Origin of the sequence: Gloeobacter kilaueensis JS1 (assembly GCF_000484535.1) — a bacterium.
GTDB classification, from domain to species: Bacteria; Cyanobacteriota; Cyanobacteriia; order Gloeobacterales; family Gloeobacteraceae; genus Gloeobacter; species Gloeobacter kilaueensis.
In genome coordinates, this window is sequence record NC_022600.1 from 4,280,729 (window position 1) to 4,295,820 (window position 15,092).

Annotated in this window: 14 protein-coding genes; 7 read left to right on the forward strand and 7 right to left on the reverse strand. The window is 60.9% G+C overall.

Going from position 1 to position 15,092, the window contains the following annotated elements:
* Positions 1–36: 36 nt before the first annotated feature.
* Positions 37–1,095 (reverse strand): tRNA 2-thiouridine(34) synthase MnmA, encoded by a 1,059-nt coding sequence (mnmA, locus tag GKIL_RS19855; protein WP_023175653.1) that lies wholly within the window; start codon positions 1,093–1,095, stop codon positions 37–39.
* A gap of 51 nt (positions 1,096–1,146) precedes the next feature.
* Positions 1,147–3,669 (reverse strand): TIGR03960 family B12-binding radical SAM protein, encoded by a 2,523-nt coding sequence (locus tag GKIL_RS19860; protein ID WP_023175654.1) that lies wholly within the window; start codon positions 3,667–3,669, stop codon positions 1,147–1,149.
* 183 nt (positions 3,670–3,852) lie between these two features.
* Here GKIL_RS19860 and GKIL_RS19865 point away from each other — a divergent pair, with 183 nt between their 5' ends.
* Genes GKIL_RS19865 through GKIL_RS19875 form a run of 3 tightly spaced genes read left to right on the forward strand, consistent with a single transcriptional unit; the run spans position 3,853 to position 7,040 of the window.
* Positions 3,853–4,722, forward strand: a complete 870-nt coding sequence (locus tag GKIL_RS19865) for a polyphosphate kinase 2 family protein (RefSeq protein ID WP_023175655.1) — start codon at positions 3,853–3,855, stop codon at positions 4,720–4,722.
* A gap of 45 nt (positions 4,723–4,767) precedes the next feature.
* Positions 4,768–6,402: an alpha-D-glucose phosphate-specific phosphoglucomutase gene (locus tag GKIL_RS19870; protein WP_023175656.1), complete on the forward strand. Its 1,635-nt coding sequence runs from the start codon at positions 4,768–4,770 to the stop codon at positions 6,400–6,402.
* Positions 6,402–7,040, forward strand: coding sequence for a histidine phosphatase family protein (locus GKIL_RS19875; protein WP_023175657.1), 639 nt, complete (start codon positions 6,402–6,404; stop codon positions 7,038–7,040). Before GKIL_RS19870 ends, GKIL_RS19875 begins: the two co-directional genes overlap by 1 nt.
* A 5-nt stretch (positions 7,041–7,045) precedes the next feature.
* Here the strand turns inward: GKIL_RS19875 and minE are convergent, their stop codons facing one another.
* Genes minE through minC form a run of 3 tightly spaced genes read right to left on the reverse strand, consistent with a single transcriptional unit; the run spans position 7,046 to position 8,854 of the window.
* Entirely contained in the window at positions 7,046–7,321 is a 276-nt protein-coding gene (gene minE / locus GKIL_RS19880; protein ID WP_023175658.1) for a cell division topological specificity factor MinE, read from the reverse strand.
* A gap of 11 nt (positions 7,322–7,332) precedes the next feature.
* Entirely contained in the window at positions 7,333–8,139 is an 807-nt protein-coding gene (minD, locus tag GKIL_RS19885; RefSeq protein ID WP_023175659.1) for a septum site-determining protein MinD, read from the reverse strand.
* A 1-nt stretch (position 8,140) separates the two neighbouring features.
* Positions 8,141–8,854 (reverse strand): septum site-determining protein MinC, encoded by a 714-nt coding sequence (gene minC / locus GKIL_RS19890; protein ID WP_023175660.1) that lies wholly within the window; start codon positions 8,852–8,854, stop codon positions 8,141–8,143.
* Between the two features lie 114 nt (positions 8,855–8,968).
* On the opposite strand from minC, the gene rsmA reads away from it, so the two are divergent.
* The 3 genes from rsmA to GKIL_RS19905 all read left to right on the forward strand — a co-directional run bounded on the left by rsmA (position 8,969) and on the right by GKIL_RS19905 (position 12,229).
* Entirely contained in the window at positions 8,969–9,751 is a 783-nt protein-coding gene (gene rsmA, locus GKIL_RS19895; RefSeq protein WP_023175661.1) for a 16S rRNA (adenine(1518)-N(6)/adenine(1519)-N(6))-dimethyltransferase RsmA, read from the forward strand.
* 182 nt (positions 9,752–9,933) lie between these two features.
* Complete coding sequence (locus tag GKIL_RS19900; protein WP_187293847.1) at positions 9,934–11,571, forward strand: S41 family peptidase; 1,638 nt, start codon at positions 9,934–9,936, stop codon at positions 11,569–11,571.
* 67 nt (positions 11,572–11,638) lie between these two features.
* A complete protein-coding gene (locus GKIL_RS19905) occupies positions 11,639–12,229 on the forward strand; it encodes a Uma2 family endonuclease (RefSeq protein ID WP_023175663.1) in 591 nt (196 codons plus the stop codon).
* A gap of 12 nt (positions 12,230–12,241) precedes the next feature.
* Here the strand turns inward: GKIL_RS19905 and ylqF are convergent, their stop codons facing one another.
* Entirely contained in the window at positions 12,242–13,123 is an 882-nt protein-coding gene (gene ylqF / locus GKIL_RS19910) for a ribosome biogenesis GTPase YlqF (protein ID WP_023175664.1), read from the reverse strand.
* 108 nt (positions 13,124–13,231) lie between these two features.
* Between ylqF and GKIL_RS19915 the strand changes: the two genes are divergently transcribed.
* Positions 13,232–14,188 carry a DUF4351 domain-containing protein gene (locus GKIL_RS19915; protein WP_023175665.1) on the forward strand — a complete coding sequence of 319 codons (957 nt, stop codon included), beginning with the start codon at positions 13,232–13,234 and terminating at the stop codon, positions 14,186–14,188.
* 15 nt (positions 14,189–14,203) lie between these two features.
* Here the strand turns inward: GKIL_RS19915 and cysQ are convergent, their stop codons facing one another.
* Positions 14,204–15,028: a 3'(2'),5'-bisphosphate nucleotidase CysQ gene (cysQ, locus tag GKIL_RS19920; protein ID WP_023175666.1), complete on the reverse strand. Its 825-nt coding sequence runs from the start codon at positions 15,026–15,028 to the stop codon at positions 14,204–14,206.
* Between the last annotated feature and the right edge of the window lie 64 nt (positions 15,029–15,092).

A 15,092-nucleotide genomic window follows, 5' to 3' on the forward strand; every position in this document is an offset into this window, starting at 1 on the left:
ATAGGCCCCGCGTCGCGATGGAATTATCTTAGCGAGTCAGGCGATGATGCCGCCCCCCAGCACCCGATCGCCCCCGTACCAGACAGCGGCCTGGCCGGGACAGATGGCAAACTGGGGGGCGTCCGTAAAGACGATGCGCACTCGATTTTCTGGTAACGGAATAATCGTCGCCTCTACCGGCTGGGCGCGGTAGCGCACCTGCACCATAGCCTGGATGGGCGCAGTTGGTTCGGCGATCGAGACCCAGTTCACCTGCCGGGCGATGCATTCGTGGGTGAGGGCTTCCTCGCGCCCACCGACGACGACCCGGTTGTTGGCGGCGTCGATGGCAACGACGTAAAGGGGCTGGGCAGCGGCGACACCGAGGCCCCGGCGCTGGCCGACGGTGTAGTGGTGCGCCCCGTCGTGCTCGCCCAGGATCTTGCCTGCAGTATCGACGATCTCGCCTCTGCGGGTATCGATGTGATTGTCCAGGAAGTTGCGCATCGAGCCCGCCGCTTCCACCAGACAGAGGTCCATGCTCTCGGGCTTGTGGGCGACGCTCAGGCCCAGTTCGGCGGCGATGGCTCGCGTCTGGTCCTTGGTCAACTCGCCCAGGGGAAAGACGGCACTGGCAAGCTGTTCCTGGCTCAGGTCGTAGAGAAAGTAAGACTGGTCCTTGGCTCGATCGACGGCGCGGGCGAGCCAGTGGCGATCGGTTTCAGGATCGAAACCGTTGCGGGCGTAGTGGCCGGTGGCGAGCCTATCGATGCCCAGCTTGTGGCGGGCATAGTCGAGCAGCAGGCCAAATTTCAGTTCTTTGTTGCAGCGCGAACAGGGCAGGGGGGTGACGCCCTGCTGGTAGCCTGTCACCAGAAAATCGACGATCGTCTCCTCGAACTGTTCGCGCACATCGACGATGTGGTGGGCAATGCCCAACTGCTCGCACACCCGCGCCGCGTCCTTCATCCCGTCGGAGCAGCAGGAACCCTTGCCGCGCATCAGCCAGAGGGTGATCCCCAGCACGCGGTAGCCCTGCTGCCGCACGAGGGCAGCGGCGACGGAACTATCGACGCCTCCGGAAAGGGCAGCAGCCAGCTTGATCCCGGCGGTCATGATCCACCTGCAAGACACCTTCTCCAGTATGTCCGATCCGGATCGGGGCTTTCAGGCTGCCAGATTGAGACCCAGCCGCTTCACCCGGCCCAGGGTAATTTCCAGACCGGTCTGCTGGGCCAGGAGTTGTGCGATGTCGTCGGGCCTGAGCACCGTTCCGTCGTTGCGGCAGGTGCCGGTGTAGCGAAGAGCGATGGCTTCTGACTCCGCGCTCACGAGCTCGAGGTCGAGGAGCCAGGGGCGGCAATCGACGGTGCGCGTCTGGCCGGATTTTTTGCTGGTGCGCAGCAGGGGCAGGGTTTCAGAAGCAAGCAGTTGGGAGATAGCGGCCTGCCAGTCCGTGGGAGCGGAAACCTGGAGGGTGAGTTGGTAGGAAGCGGCGGCGAGTTGGGCAGCGGCAGAAGGGCTCTTGAGGGGCACTTCCTCGACCGTCACCAGGGCGATGCCATCCGGTAGCTCAGGCCGAAGCTGAGCGCGGAACGCTTCGGGTGTCATCGCTGTCGCCAATTCAAAATCAACGATTTCACCCTCGCTTTCAAGCCCCAGGGCGAGGGCGGTCGCAATCGAGATGCGCGGCAGGGGATGGAAGCCGTTGGAGTAGGCGAGGGCAATGCCCGCTCGCCTGCAGGCGCGCTCCCAGAAGCGCTGCAGATCCAGGTGCCCGATAAAGCGCACCTCTCCCAGTTTGGTAAAGACGGCCCGCAGTCTCGTGGCAGGTTGGACCGCCGGTCCCTGGGCCTCCACTCGCTCAGGGATGGGAGCCGCAGGGATGACCACATTCGCCCCAAAGTCCTCGCTGCAGACGCCGCAGTGGGAGCAGGAGTCAAAGGAGCAGTCAGGAACGATCGTTTCGGCGAGTGCCCGCCGGTAGTCCTCCACCAGCCACTGTCGATCGATACCGGTGTCGATAAAGTCCCAGGGCAGGGGCGAATCGATGGCTGGAGCAACAACATCCCAGCTGCAGCCAGATTCGGCCAGCACCTGCTCCCAGATCCCGAAGAACCTATCCGGGGCAAACCAGGGATCGTGGCGGGCCACCCCCAGATCCCAGGCGCGGCGAATGGCACGGTGCAGCGAGCGATCGGCGCGGGTGAGCACGTCCTCGAGGCCCGAAACGCGCAGGTCGGTGAAGTTGGCCTTGACACCCTTGAGACGGCGGAACGCCTGCTGCAAGAGCGCCTGCTTGTGAGCGAGTTCAGCGGCGGTGACCGTGTGCCACTGGAAGGGCGTAAACGGTTTGGGGGTGAAGTTGGAAATCGTGACGTGGATCTCGAAGCGGCGACGGTTTGGGGCGCGGCACTCGCGCTGCAGCCAGCCAATCGTCTCGGCGATGCCCAAAACGTCTTCGTCGGTCTCGGTGGGCAGGCCAATCATAAAGTAGAGCTTGACCATGTCCCAACCCTGATCGAAGGCGGTCTTCACCCCCCTCAGCAATTCTTCGTTGGTGAGCCCTTTGTTAATCACATCGCGCAGCCGCTGGGTACCGGCCTCCGGAGCGAAGGTGAGTCCCGGCTTGCGCGCCCCGCCGATAATCTGGGCAATCTGTTCGTCGAAGCGGTCCACCCGCTGGGACGGCAAAGAAAGGGAGATGAGGTCGTTACTCAGGGCATTCTGCAGCTCGGCTCCCACCGCCGGCAGCGACAGATAATCGGAGCAACTGAGCGAGAGCAGCGAGAACTCGTTGTAGCCGGTGGCCTTCAAGCCTTCGAGCACCCCTTCTACCACCTGATCGGGGGCAACGTCGCGGGCCGGTCGGGTGAGCATCCCCGGCTGGCAGAAGCGGCAACCCCGCGTGCAGCCCCGGCGCACCTCGATGGCAAGCCGGTCGTGGACGGTGGCGATAAAGGGCACCAGACCCACAGAGTATTTGGGAATTGGAGCGGCCACCCGCCGCAGCACCCGTGCGGGCACTTCAGCGACAGGAACGAGCCCCCCGGCGCTGGGGGCATAAAAGCGCGGCACGTACACACCCGGCACCTGAGCCAGATCCAGCAGCAGCGCCTCGCGAGTCAGGCCCTGGGCCTTGCCTTCTTCCACCACCAGGCCAATTTCGGCGAGTACCTCCTCGCCGTCGCCGATCACAAAAAAGTCAAAAAATTCGGCGTAAGGTTCGGGGTTGGAGCTGGCGGTCGGGCCACCGGCAAAGACGAGGGGATGGTGCTCATCCCGCTCGCGCCAGCTTAAAGGCAACCCGGCCAGATCGAGCATTTCGAGGACGTTGGTGACGCCCAGTTCGTAGGCGAGGGAGAAGCCGATGATGTCGAACTCCGCCAGCGCCCGGCGCGATTCGACCGCAAAAAGCGGTGTGCCCGTCGAGCGCAACCGTTCAGCAAAGTCGGACCCCGGCAGGTAAGCCCGGTCGCACAGCTGGCGCGGCTGGGTATTGAGGATGTTGTAGAGGATGATGTGGCCCAGGTTGGAAGCGCCGACTTCGTAAATTTCGGGATAAGAGAGCACCCAGCGCACCCGGCAGGCCGCCCAGTCTTTATGAAATGAACCGCGCTCGTTGCCCAGATAGCGGGCGGGCGTCTGGATGTCGGCAGTCAAAATCGTGTCGAGGGCGATGGGCGGCATGAAAATACGTCCAGCAGGACACCCAATATTGTAGGCCGCCGATAGTCGTCTTTGCGAACTAGACATACAGAAGTAGAAAGGCTATTGACGGCGGCTTTCCAGCGTGGAATACTGACCGTGCGAATGGGTGCGAACAGACGGCAGCGTTTTGCTGGGAATATTCTTTGATTCGGACAGTTGCTTATGTATCACAGTCGTCTGATCGTCAAACCCGGCTCGACCATCGCCTTAAAAGACTACGATCCGCGCTACACGGGCGATTACAAGAACAAGGACGAAGCGAAGGGCAAACTCGAGGGTGACGTTCAGCAGCTTGCCCAGTACCAGGATGTTCTTTATGCCCAGAACTCCTACGCAGTGCTCATCGTCTTTCAGGCGATGGACGCAGCGGGCAAAGACAGCACGATCAAGCACGTGATGTCGGGCGTCAACCCCCAGGGCTGCCAGGTCTACAGCTTCAAAGCGCCCTCGGCTGAGGAACTGGATCACGACTATCTCTGGCGCTCGGCGAAGGTGGTGCCGGAGCGGGGACGGATCGGCATCTTCAACCGCTCCCACTACGAGGAGGTGCTGGTGGTGCGGGTGCATCCGGAACTACTGGACAGGCAACAGTTGCCGGCGTCCGCCAGAAAAGGAGACATCTGGAAGGAGCGCTTCGAGCAGATCAACAACTTCGAGAAGTACCTGAGCGCCAACGGCATCGTCATTCTCAAATTTTTCTTGAACGTCTCCAGGGACGAGCAAAAAAAGCGCTTTCTTGAGCGGATCGACGAGCCTGAGAAAAACTGGAAATTTTCAGCGAGCGATGCGGCGGAGCGCGCCTACTGGAAAGATTACATGCGCGCCTACGAAGCCGTTTTTAATGCCACCAGCACCGAATGGGCACCCTGGTACATCATCCCCGCCGACCGCAAGTGGTTTACCCGGCTGGCAGTCGCAGACATTATCTGCGAGCGCCTGAAGCAACTGCACCTGCAGTATCCCGTGCCGCTGGAGGCCCACAAAAAAGACCTCCTCAAGGCCAGGGAAGTCCTGGAGAGTGAAAAAGATTAGCAAAGACTATTTTAGTATTTCCTCAGCAATCAGGCAGGCTATCCCATGAACATCCTCACGGTTTCGACGACGCCGTTTGCCGATCAAAAGCCCGGCACCTCCGGGTTGCGCAAGTCCGTGCCGACTTTTCAGCAGCCCCACTACCTCGAAAATTTCGTCCAGTCCGCCTTCGACACCTTCGATCAGTGCGCCGGTCAGACCCTGGTTCTGGGCGGCGATGGCCGCTACTACAACCGCGAGGCGATCCAGATCATCTTAAAGATGGCAGCCGCCAACGGTTTCGCTCGGGTGAAGGTGGGTCAGCGCGGCATTCTTTCTACCCCCGCCACCTCCTGCATCATCCGCAAGTACAGGACCCTGGGCGGGATCATCCTCTCTGCCAGCCACAATCCCGGCGGGCCGACGGGGGACTTTGGCATCAAGATCAACACCAGCAACGGCGGCCCGGCCCCGGAAAAGGTGACCGAGGCCGTCTATGCCCGCAGCAAGGTGATCGACCGCTACTTGATCCTGGAAGCGCCGGACCTCGACATCGACGCATTGGGCGAGACGCGCCTCGGGAGCACGGTGATCGAGGTGATCGACTCGGTGGCCGACTACGAGGAGTTGATGGCCTCGCTCTTCGACTTCGAGCGCATCCGTACTCTACTCACCTCCGGCAATTTCAGAATGTGCATGGATTCGATGCACGCCGTCACCGGACCCTATGCCCACGCCCTCTTCGAGGGCCGCCTCGGTGCCCCGCCAAACACGGTGATCGCCGGGACGCCCCTGCCAGATTTTGGCGGCGGCCATCCGGACCCGAACCTTGTCTACGCCCACGACCTGGTCGAAATTCTCTGGGGAGCGGACGCACCGGATTTTGGCGCGGCTTCCGACGGCGACGGCGATCGCAACATGCTCCTGGGACGCCACTTTTTTGTCACCCCGAGCGACAGTCTGGCGGTGTTGGCGGCGAATGCGAAGCTGGTGCCAGGCTACAGCGGCGGTTTGTCCGGAATCGCCCGCTCGATGCCCACCAGCCAGGCTCCCGATCGCGTCGCCGCCAAGCTGGGGATCGACTGCTACGAGACGCCCACCGGCTGGAAATTTTTTGGCAACCTCCTCGATGCGGGTAAGGCCACCCTCTGCGGCGAAGAAAGTTTTGGCACCGGCTCCAACCACATCCGCGAAAAAGATGGACTCTGGGCGGTGCTCTTCTGGCTCAATATCCTGGCGGTGCGCGGGGAATCCGTCGAGCAGATCGTGCGCAGCCACTGGCGGAGCTTTGGGCGCAACTACTACTCCCGCCACGACTACGAGGGCGTCGAAAGTGACCGGGCCGAGACGATCATCGCCAACCTGCGATTGCTCGTGCCGACCCTCAAGGGCAAGCGCTACGGCTCCTACGAGGTAGAATACGGCGACGACTTCAGCTACCACGATCCGGTAGATGGCAGTGTTGCGAGCAAACAGGGCATCCGCATCGGCTTTACGGACGGTTCGCGGATCATCTTTCGCCTCTCCGGCACCGGCACCCACGGAGCGACGGTCAGGCTCTACGTCGAGAGCTTCGAGCCCGACCCGGCCCGCCACGACCTCGACACCCAACAGGCGCTCGCTCCCCTGATCGCCATCGCCGACGAGGTGGCCCACCTGCGGGCGGTGACCGGCATGGCCCAGCCGACGGTAATCACCTGATGAGCCTGCATCTGTATTTATTGCGGCACGGCGAGACGATCTACAGCCAGACGGGCAGCTACTGTGGCCGGATCGATCCGGAGCTGACCGAGGCAGGGACGCTGATGGCAGCGGACTTTGCGCGGGCCTACCGCGATCTGGACTGGCAGGCGGTCTACGTGAGCCCGATGCGGCGGACGATCGCCACCGCTGCCCCCCTGTGCGAGGCGGCGGGAATCGCCATGCAGTTGCACGAGGGTCTACTTGAAATCGACTACGGCGAGTGGGAGGGGCTCACCGCCGAAATTGTCCGCGAAAAGTATCCTGAAGACTACCTGCGCTGGCTCGCCGAACCGGCCTGGAATCCCCCCACTGGGGGTGAAACTTCCGTCGAGATCGCTGTCCGCTCCGCCGCTGTCGTAGCCGAAATCCAGCAGCGCCATCCAAAGGGCAATGTTCTGGTCGTCTCCCACAAGGCAACGATCCGGATCGTGCTCTGTAGCTTGCTGGGCATCGACCTGGGCCGCTACCGCGACCGCATCGATGTACCGGCTGCCTCTTTGAGCCTCGTCAAGTTCGACGTCCACGGCCCCCTCCTGCAGCGGCTGGGCGATCGGTCCTACATGAGTGAAGCGCTACGGCTGCGGCCCGGCACCTGAGAATTTCAGGTGTGCTCAGGCCGGATGCGGCGGATGGGCACGTTGGCGATCAAGGCGGTGGAGCCGCGCTCGCGCTCGAGGCTCACGTCGAATTTTTCGCTCTCGTCCACCTCGAAGTAGCGCACGATCACATCGAGGATTTCCTGTCGCAGCCGCTCGATCGTCTGGGGAGCGATGTCGGTGCGATCGACGGCGAGGACCATCTTGAGGCGGTCCTTGGCGACGGAGCCGCTGGCGGGTTTGTTGCGGTTAAAGAAGCGGTCGAGCAGTTCGAGAACCATCACACCTTCCTTCAGCGTCCGGTAAACAGTGCGCGCAGCCGGGCAATGAAGCCGTTGCTGGCCGGGGGTTTGAGATCCATCAAGGGCACATCCTCCCCTTCGAGGCGGCGGGCAATGTTGAGAAATGCCTGACCGGCGGGGGGCGGACTGGCCGTGAGCACGATCGGTTCCCCCTTGTTGGTGGTGACGATCACCTGCTCGTCCTCGGGCACGACGCCAAGCAGCTTTACAGCGAGAATCTCGAGCACATCGTCCACCGACATCATGTCGTTGGCCTGGACCATCTGGCTGCGGTAGCGGTTGAGGACCAGCCGGGGCTGGCGCAGCCCACCCGCCTCCAATAGGCCAATCACCCGGTCAGCGTCGCGCACGGCGGACACTTCCGGAGTGGTGACCACGACTGCTTCCTGGGCACCGGCAATTGCGTTGCGGAAGCCCTGCTCGATCCCTGCCGGGCAATCGACCAGCACGTAGTCGAACGTCTCGGCCAAGCGGCCTGTAATTTCCTGCATCTGGTCGGGGGTGATCGCCGACTTGTCGCGGGTCTGGGCCGCCGGTAACAGCGCCAGGCTGGTCTGGCGCTTGTCGCGCACCAGCGCCTGTTCCATACGGCAATCGCCCGAGAGCACATCGAGGATCGTGTAGACCACGCGATTTTCTAAGCCCAGCAGCAGATCGAGGTTGCGCAGGCCAAAGTCCGCATCGACGAGCACCACCGACTTGCCACGGGCGGCGAGCGCCATGCCCAGGTTGGCGGAGGCGGTTGTTTTGCCGACACCGCCCTTGCCCGAAGTAATAACGATTATTTTGCCGCTCATCTTAATTGCGCCTCCGGGCAAATTCGGTTGTCACTGCAATATGAATGGTGTTGTCCTGAATAAACGCCACCTCCGGCTGGGGTTGGGCCGGAACCTCGTCCGGCGCTCGCGCCACCCGTTCGGCGATGCGCAGCTGGGTGGGCCGCAGCCGCAGAGCGAAGATAAGAGCGCGGGTGTTGCCGCGTGCTCCAGCGTGGGCCATCCCCCGGAGCGTGCCCCATACCAGTATGTCGCCGTCCGCGATCAATTCTGCCCCCGGATTCACGTCGCCGACGACGACGATCGTGCCGGGATGGGCCAGACACATGCCCGAGCGCAGCGTCGTCTGAACATACAGAGGCTCGACCTGCACAACCTCGGGGGACTTTTCCCCTTCTTGAGGTGCTTTTTTCTCCGGCTGATCGACAGAAAAACCAGCGACCGCCGCCGCCACCGCCGTCTGCCTGCGCCCGGTTCTCACCCGCATCAGGTGCAACTGCTGGCCGGCAAGCGCCTCGTCGAGGGCCGTCAACTGCTGACCGTCGAGTAGCCGGTCTCCTACCTCCAGCACAACGCTCGCCCCGCCCTGCCACAGACGTTCACCGGCGTTGAGCCGATGCTGCAGTTGCAGAACAATTTCATCCCACGGCAATTCGACCGGGAGAATCAGGCGCAATCCCTCAGGAGACCCTTTGAAGGTAACCTGGGCAGGAAGGGAATTTGGCAGAGTCTGCATGAACGGGCGGCTTCTGGCGGCGGAGGCAAAAAGGTTGCCGAATAGTGTAGCACGGGATGTTACTGGTGCCGGTGACGCTACGGCTACCGAAAATCCACGATAGAAGGCTTTCTGATGTACGCCCTGAAGCGCTTTGGACAGCACTGGCTGAGCGACGCAACAATTCTTGAACGGATCGCCGCCGCCGCCCACTTGGGTGCGGCAGACCGGGTGCTGGAGATTGGGCCGGGCCTTGGCAGCCTCACCGCCCACCTGCTGGAGCACTCTTCTGTGATCGCCGTCGAAATCGACGAGCGGGCCGTCGCCCACCTGCGCCACAGGTTCGCCGCCGAGCCGCGCTTCACTTTGATCGAAGGTGACATCCTGGGCCTGCCGCTGCCGCCAGAGGCAACCGCCGTCGTCGCCAACATCCCCTACAACATCAGCGGGCCCATCCTTGCCAGGCTTACCGGCACCCCCAGCGCCCCAGTCCGTCAGTTCCGCACGATCGTGCTCTTAGTCCAGCTTGAACTGGCCGAGCGCATCACTGCCCGCTCCGGCAACCGCACCTACGGCGCACTCTCCGTCCGCCTGCAGTACCTGGCCGAGTGCGAACTGCTCTTCGGTATTCCCCGCACCGCCTTCCGGCCCCCTCCCAAAGTCGATTCTGCCGTCATCCGCCTCACCCCGCGCCCCTTTGCCCTGCAAGCAACCGATCCCGCTTACCTGGAAGCACTCGTTACCCGCGCCTTTGCCACCCGCCGCAAGATGCTGCGCAACTGCCTCAAAGGCTGGGTAGAATCCACCCGGCTGCTTCTTGCCCTCGAAAGCTTACAGATCCGCCCCGACGCCCGCGCCGAAGATCTGAGCGTCGAGAACTTCGTGCGCCTGAGCAATCTGCTTGTCGCTTTGCCTTGAATGCATGTGGTAATGCTTTCCCAATGCTTTTGCCGACGGCTTTGTGCGATACAATTCATGCGCACCAAGTAGCGATCGGATGAGCGATGTCAAAATCTAAGAAGCAGGAACAAGTCTGGTCCTCTGCCCGGAGTGGCCTGTGCAGCAGCCTGGTCGGTCTATTGCTACTTATCAGCCCAGGCTTGGCCCAACCCATCTTCAACCCTTCCAGCGCAATGGACGCCTATCAGTATGTGCAGACTCGGCGCGATGAAGCGCTGAAACTTTTTGAGAAGCAGCCGGAGAAAGGGCTTGCCATCGAGATGGAGCTATTGCAGTTTTTATCTGATCCGAAAATCGTGACCCTGGGCCAGGGTTTTCCTTATCTTAGTTGGAAAAAGTCAGATTTATATTACGATATTGCCCTGGGCTATCTCGCTCTGGATCAAAAGGATAAGGCTCTTGCAGCTCTTCAACGTATGCACGAAGAATTGCTTCTCAACAGCTCCTCAAAGCTACTGCTCGACAACAAAGACCTCGAAAACTTGCAGCATGAAAAGAGCTTTAAGCAGTTTATACAGCAGATTCAAAATCGAGAAAATTTTTGGGACGGCCCGGCGCTGAAGACGCCCTTCAAAGACAACTTAAGCGAGGATGAAAAAGTTGCCGGTCTTTCTAAGCTCTGGTCAGAAATCAAGTATAACTTTGTCTACTTCGATCAGGTTCCTGCCCTGGATTGGGACGCCCTGTACCTGAGCTACCTGCCGAAGGTGCGCCAGACCAAAAATACGATCGAGTACTACCGGCTTTTGCAGCACCTGGTCGCTCAGTTGCACGACGGTCACACCAACGTTTATCCACCTGAGCAACTGAATGATGCTTTCTATGCGCGCCCACCAATTCGTACCCGCCTCGTCGCAGGCAAAGTCTTGATCACACAGGTGTGGGGCGACCAGACAGAACTGCGGCCTGGCCTGGAAATCACCGGCGTCGATGGTTTATCTGTCAAGCAGTATGCCAGCACTTACGTTGCTCCCTATCAAAGTGCCTCTACTACCCAGGATCTGGAGGTGCGTACCTATGATTACCTTCTGCTGGCGGGGCCGCTCAACTTCCCTGTCAAATTGCAGCTTCTGGATGAAGCAGGAAAAACTTTTGCCGTGACTGTGCAGCGCCAAAAGATTAAAAGACCGCCGCAGCCTGCTCTGCAGTTCAAGAAGTTGGCTAACGATGTTGCCTATATTGCCCTCAACACGTTTGAAAACAAGAAGGTGGTCGAAGAGTTCATAGCTACCGCCGATCAGTGGCGGACCGCTCGTGCCATCATCTTTGACCTGCGGGAAAACGATGGCGGTGATAGTGCTCTCGGAGATGCGATCCTAAGCTATTTGACGGATAAGCCTTTCACTGGTCTGTTGTCGCGGACCCGCGAGTATCGACCGGTGGAACGCGCCCAAGGGGTTGTTCAGCACTGGTTCGACCAGCCAGACAATCCGGTAGAGCCGCAGCAAAAGCCTTACCTGGGTCCAGTTATCGTGCTGGTGAGTGCGCGCACTTTCTCGGCTGGTGAGGACTTTGTCGCCGATTTTCAGGCGATGCATAGAGGCAAGATCGTCGGCGAACCCACCGGCGGCAGCACCGGACAGCCTCTTATTTTTTCGCTGCCAGGCGGTGGCAGAGCCCGCGTGTGCACAAAGCGCGAAGCCTTTGCTGACGGTCAGACCTTCGTCGGCGCAGGCATTCAACCGGATATTTTTGTTCAACCAGGCGTCGAAGACATTCGTGCAAACCGCGATCCGGTACTGCAGGCAGCTCTGGAGGCTCTGCAGCTGCAGCCGTGATGCGCAGTCGAAGTGTTTGGCACTTGTTTATATCCAAAAATCTAGAATGTGTCAGCGAGGGTATGCCATGACTTTACTGACTCTCCCTGTGGTTCTGGATATGAGTGGGGTGCAGCTGAGCGATGCGCAGTTCTACCAGCTTTGCCTCAACAACCCCGACGTTCCTCTGGAGCGCGACGCCAGAGGAGCCTTGATTGTTATGGCACCCGTCGGTGGGAACAGTGGCAGCTACGAACTGGAGCTTGGTGCCGACCTTACAAACTGGAACCGACGCACGCGGCTGGGCACAGTCTTCAGTTCTTCGACCCTGTTTCGGTTGCCAAACGGAGGCGACCGCTCCCCCGATGCGGCCTGGATAGAGCAGTCGCGCTGGCTGGCCCTGAGTCTGGAAGACCGTCAGAAGTTTCCGCCAATCGCTCCGGATTTCGTCATGGAACTGCGCTCGCTGACGGATTCGCTGGAGTTACTGCGAGCGAAGATGCAGGAATACATGGATAGCGGCGTGCGACTGGGCTGGCTATTCAACCCCCAGGCACAGCAGGTCGAAATTTATCGTCCGGGGATGCCGCCGGAGGTGCGCTCCCTGCCCACTGAGCTTTCTGGTGAATCGGTGCTGCCGGGCTTTTTGCTCGCGGTAGAACCTTTCGAGGAAGCATAGATTTATATCAGGTTACTGGAGCGCGTCGGTGCGGTCGGCTGCTGGTGCGGCGGGTGGCACCTCAAGGGCAATGCGGCCCAGCACGCCCCGGCGAAAGTCGTTCAGAACGGCTTCGGCGGCGCGATCGAGGTTGGTATGGTAGCGAGTTTCGGCGACACCGGCGAGCCACGCCTCGGCGCTCATAGCCAGTGGATCGAGTCCGTAGCGCGCCTGGAGTTTTTCGGCGGCAAGGGGGGTGAGCAGTTCGACCGCACAGGTAGCGACCCGGCTGGTGGTGTAGGCGGCCTGGCCGATGTCGTCGCAGATGGCGAGGCGGGCGGCGGCCTGCTGGTCTTCGAGCCGGGGGGGCAAGATGCCGGGGCTGTCGAGCAGGTCGATGACATTGGCGATCCGCACCCAGCGCAGGGCACGGGTGACGCCCGGTTTGGCGGCACTCTCGACTGCCCGCTTGCCCACCAGCCGATTGATGAGGGCCGACTTGCCGACATTCGGAAAGCCCACCACCGCCGCCCGCACCGCCCTGGGCTTCATGCCCCGCTCGGCCCGCCGGGCATTGACACCGCCTGCTCCCTTTTGAGCGGCGTTTAATACTGCCCGCACCCCCTCGCCGTCCTGGGCATTGGTGGCAAAGGCGGTCTCGCCCTGGCTTGCGAACCATTTGAGCCAGCGCTGCAGGATTGGTTGGGGAATCATGTCGGCGCGGTTGAGGATGACCAGCCGCTGGCGCGCTCCGACCAGATTCTGAATTTCGGCGTGGCGCGAGGAGTGGGGGATGCGGGCGTCGAGAACTTCGAGGACCAGATCGACGTTTTTGATCTGTTCTGTCAACTGACGGCGCGCTTTGGCGATGTGGCCTGGGTACCACTGGATGAGATTCGATTCAGCACTTTCCATTAAAAATCCGCCAGACAGCAAAAAGCATTCCTGAGCGTCCACGGCTGGTTCTGCTTGCCCGATCGGGAGAGCACAGGCGAGCTTGAGAGAACACTGCGAACCTTCTCGATGACGCGACGCTTTTTCGATGCTAGCCTACGCGGTCTGGCGGCCCGCTACAGCCGCAACTTCCTGCAGTGGCTGTGCGGTCCGGATGCCGCTCTCACCGAAGTCCTCGATCCCGTCTTGATCACCCAGGAGAGGCGAGCCGATCTGCTGATTCGTTTTCTCGACGGCCAGGGGCAGAGTGCTTTGCTGCACGTCGAATTCCAGCGCTCACCGGATGCAGAACTTCCCCTGCGAATGCTGGAGTACGCGGTGTATATCCGGCAGCGGTACGGCCAGATGCCACAGCAGGTGCTGATTCTCATCGAGCAAAGTTCGAGTGCTGCCCGTGTTCCCGATTTCTTTCGCGAGGGCAGCTTGCAGTTGAGTTACCGTGTTATTCGTCTCTGGGAATGGGATGCAGGGCTCGTCCTTCAGGGTGGCCTGCCGGGACTGGTACCGCTCGCGCCGCTGATGAACATCGGCAGTCAGCCTCTGGGAGAACTGCTCGATGCGTGTGCCCGAATCGTCAACACAGAAGTAGAATCAAGGCAAGAACGGCAGAGTCTGCTGCTTGTGGCTGCTGCACTGAGTTCCCTCAGGCGAGGCAGCCGGCCTGTTATCGAAGACTTTTTGCGGAGAGTGGACATGTTCGATCTGATGGAAACGCCGTTGATGCAGGAATTGCTGGCCAAAGCCCAGCAACAGGCCGAACAGCGCGGCGAAGAGATAGGCATGGAACGGGGCATCGCACAGGGCATCGCACAGGGCATCGCACAGGGCATCGCACAGGGCATAACGCAGGGCATCGCGCAGGGCGAGCGCCAGATTCTCCTGCGCCAGTTGTCTCGCAAATTCGGTACTCTGCCGGACGCGCTCGTACAGCGACTCGAAGGTGTGAGCGAATTGCAACAACTGGAGCGTCTGGCCGAAGCAGTGCTCGACGCAGAGAGCATCGAAGATTTTGAAAGCCAGTTTTGAAGACACTACCAGGCGTCAGAGGATCTGCAGCACCTGGGAGCGCAGTTCGGGAGCAAAGTCCCCGAGCACGACGAAGTAAGGATTGAGCAGATTTTCTTTGTTGTACTGCAGAGGTACACCCTTGAGGTCGGTGACGCTGCCGCCCGCCTGGGTAACGACGGCGTGGGCTGCGCCAGTGTCCCACTCCATCGTCGGACCGTAGCGCGGGTAGAGGTCGGCGGATCCTTCGGCGACCAGGCACAACTTGAGGGAACTGCCGCTGGAGGTGGTCTCGACCGGTTTGATCTGCCCCAGGCGTTCAAGAAACCCCTCGGTCTCAGGACCAGCGTGGGAGCGGCTTGCAACAGCTTTGAAAGTATTAGCGTTTGCGGTACCGGCGCGAATGGGTACCTCCTCCCCATCGGCTTTGATCTTGAACGCACCGATGCCCCGCGCTGCCCAGTAGGTGGTGCCCAGCACCGGCGAGTGGACGACGCCCGCTACCGGCTCGCCCGCCTCGACCAGGGCGATGTTGACGGTAAATTCACCGTTGCGCTTGATAAATTCTTTGGTGCCATCGAGCGGATCGACCAGCCAGAACTGGTTCCAGCTGCGCCGTTTTTCGTAGGGGAGCTGTTTGGCTTCTTCTGAAAGTATGGGCACCGGGGGCGTCAATTGCGCCAGACCGGCAGTGATGACCCGGTTAGAAGCGAGATCGGCGCGAGTAAGGGGCGATTCGTCCGCCTTGTACTCGACGCCCAGATCGGGGCTTTCGTAAACTTCGAGGATCGCTCGCCCGGCTCGGTGGGCCAGATCGACCACCTGCTCGACGAGGGATTGGGTGACAGTCAGATCAGACATGGAGTTTCCAGACAGTGTCACCAGATTCTCACACCGCGAGACACTGTGGTGTGAGAAATTTTGA

Excerpts from the sequence above, each read along its gene's own strand:
- rsmA (WP_023175661.1), top strand. The coding sequence starts at position 8,969 with ATGTACGCCCTGAAGCGCTTTGGACAGCACTGGCTGAGCGACGCAACA.
- GKIL_RS19905 (WP_023175663.1), top strand. The coding sequence starts at position 11,639 with ATGACTTTACTGACTCTCCCTGTGGTTCTGGATATGAGTGGGGTGCAG.
- GKIL_RS19860 (WP_023175654.1), bottom strand. The coding sequence starts at position 3,669 with ATGCCGCCCATCGCCCTCGACACGATTTTGACTGCCGACATCCAGACG.
- GKIL_RS19875 (WP_023175657.1), top strand. The coding sequence starts at position 6,402 with ATGAGCCTGCATCTGTATTTATTGCGGCACGGCGAGACGATCTACAGC.
- ylqF (WP_023175664.1), bottom strand. The coding sequence starts at position 13,123 with ATGGAAAGTGCTGAATCGAATCTCATCCAGTGGTACCCAGGCCACATC.
- GKIL_RS19870 (WP_023175656.1), top strand. The coding sequence starts at position 4,768 with ATGAACATCCTCACGGTTTCGACGACGCCGTTTGCCGATCAAAAGCCC.
- minE (WP_023175658.1), bottom strand. The coding sequence starts at position 7,321 with ATGGTTCTCGAACTGCTCGACCGCTTCTTTAACCGCAACAAACCCGCC.
- GKIL_RS19865 (WP_023175655.1), top strand. The coding sequence starts at position 3,853 with ATGTATCACAGTCGTCTGATCGTCAAACCCGGCTCGACCATCGCCTTA.
- cysQ (WP_023175666.1), bottom strand. The coding sequence starts at position 15,028 with ATGTCTGATCTGACTGTCACCCAATCCCTCGTCGAGCAGGTGGTCGAT.
- minC (WP_023175660.1), bottom strand. The coding sequence starts at position 8,854 with ATGCAGACTCTGCCAAATTCCCTTCCTGCCCAGGTTACCTTCAAAGGG.
- GKIL_RS19915 (WP_023175665.1), top strand. The coding sequence starts at position 13,232 with ATGACGCGACGCTTTTTCGATGCTAGCCTACGCGGTCTGGCGGCCCGC.
- minD (WP_023175659.1), bottom strand. The coding sequence starts at position 8,139 with ATGAGCGGCAAAATAATCGTTATTACTTCGGGCAAGGGCGGTGTCGGC.
- mnmA (WP_023175653.1), bottom strand. The coding sequence starts at position 1,095 with ATGACCGCCGGGATCAAGCTGGCTGCTGCCCTTTCCGGAGGCGTCGAT.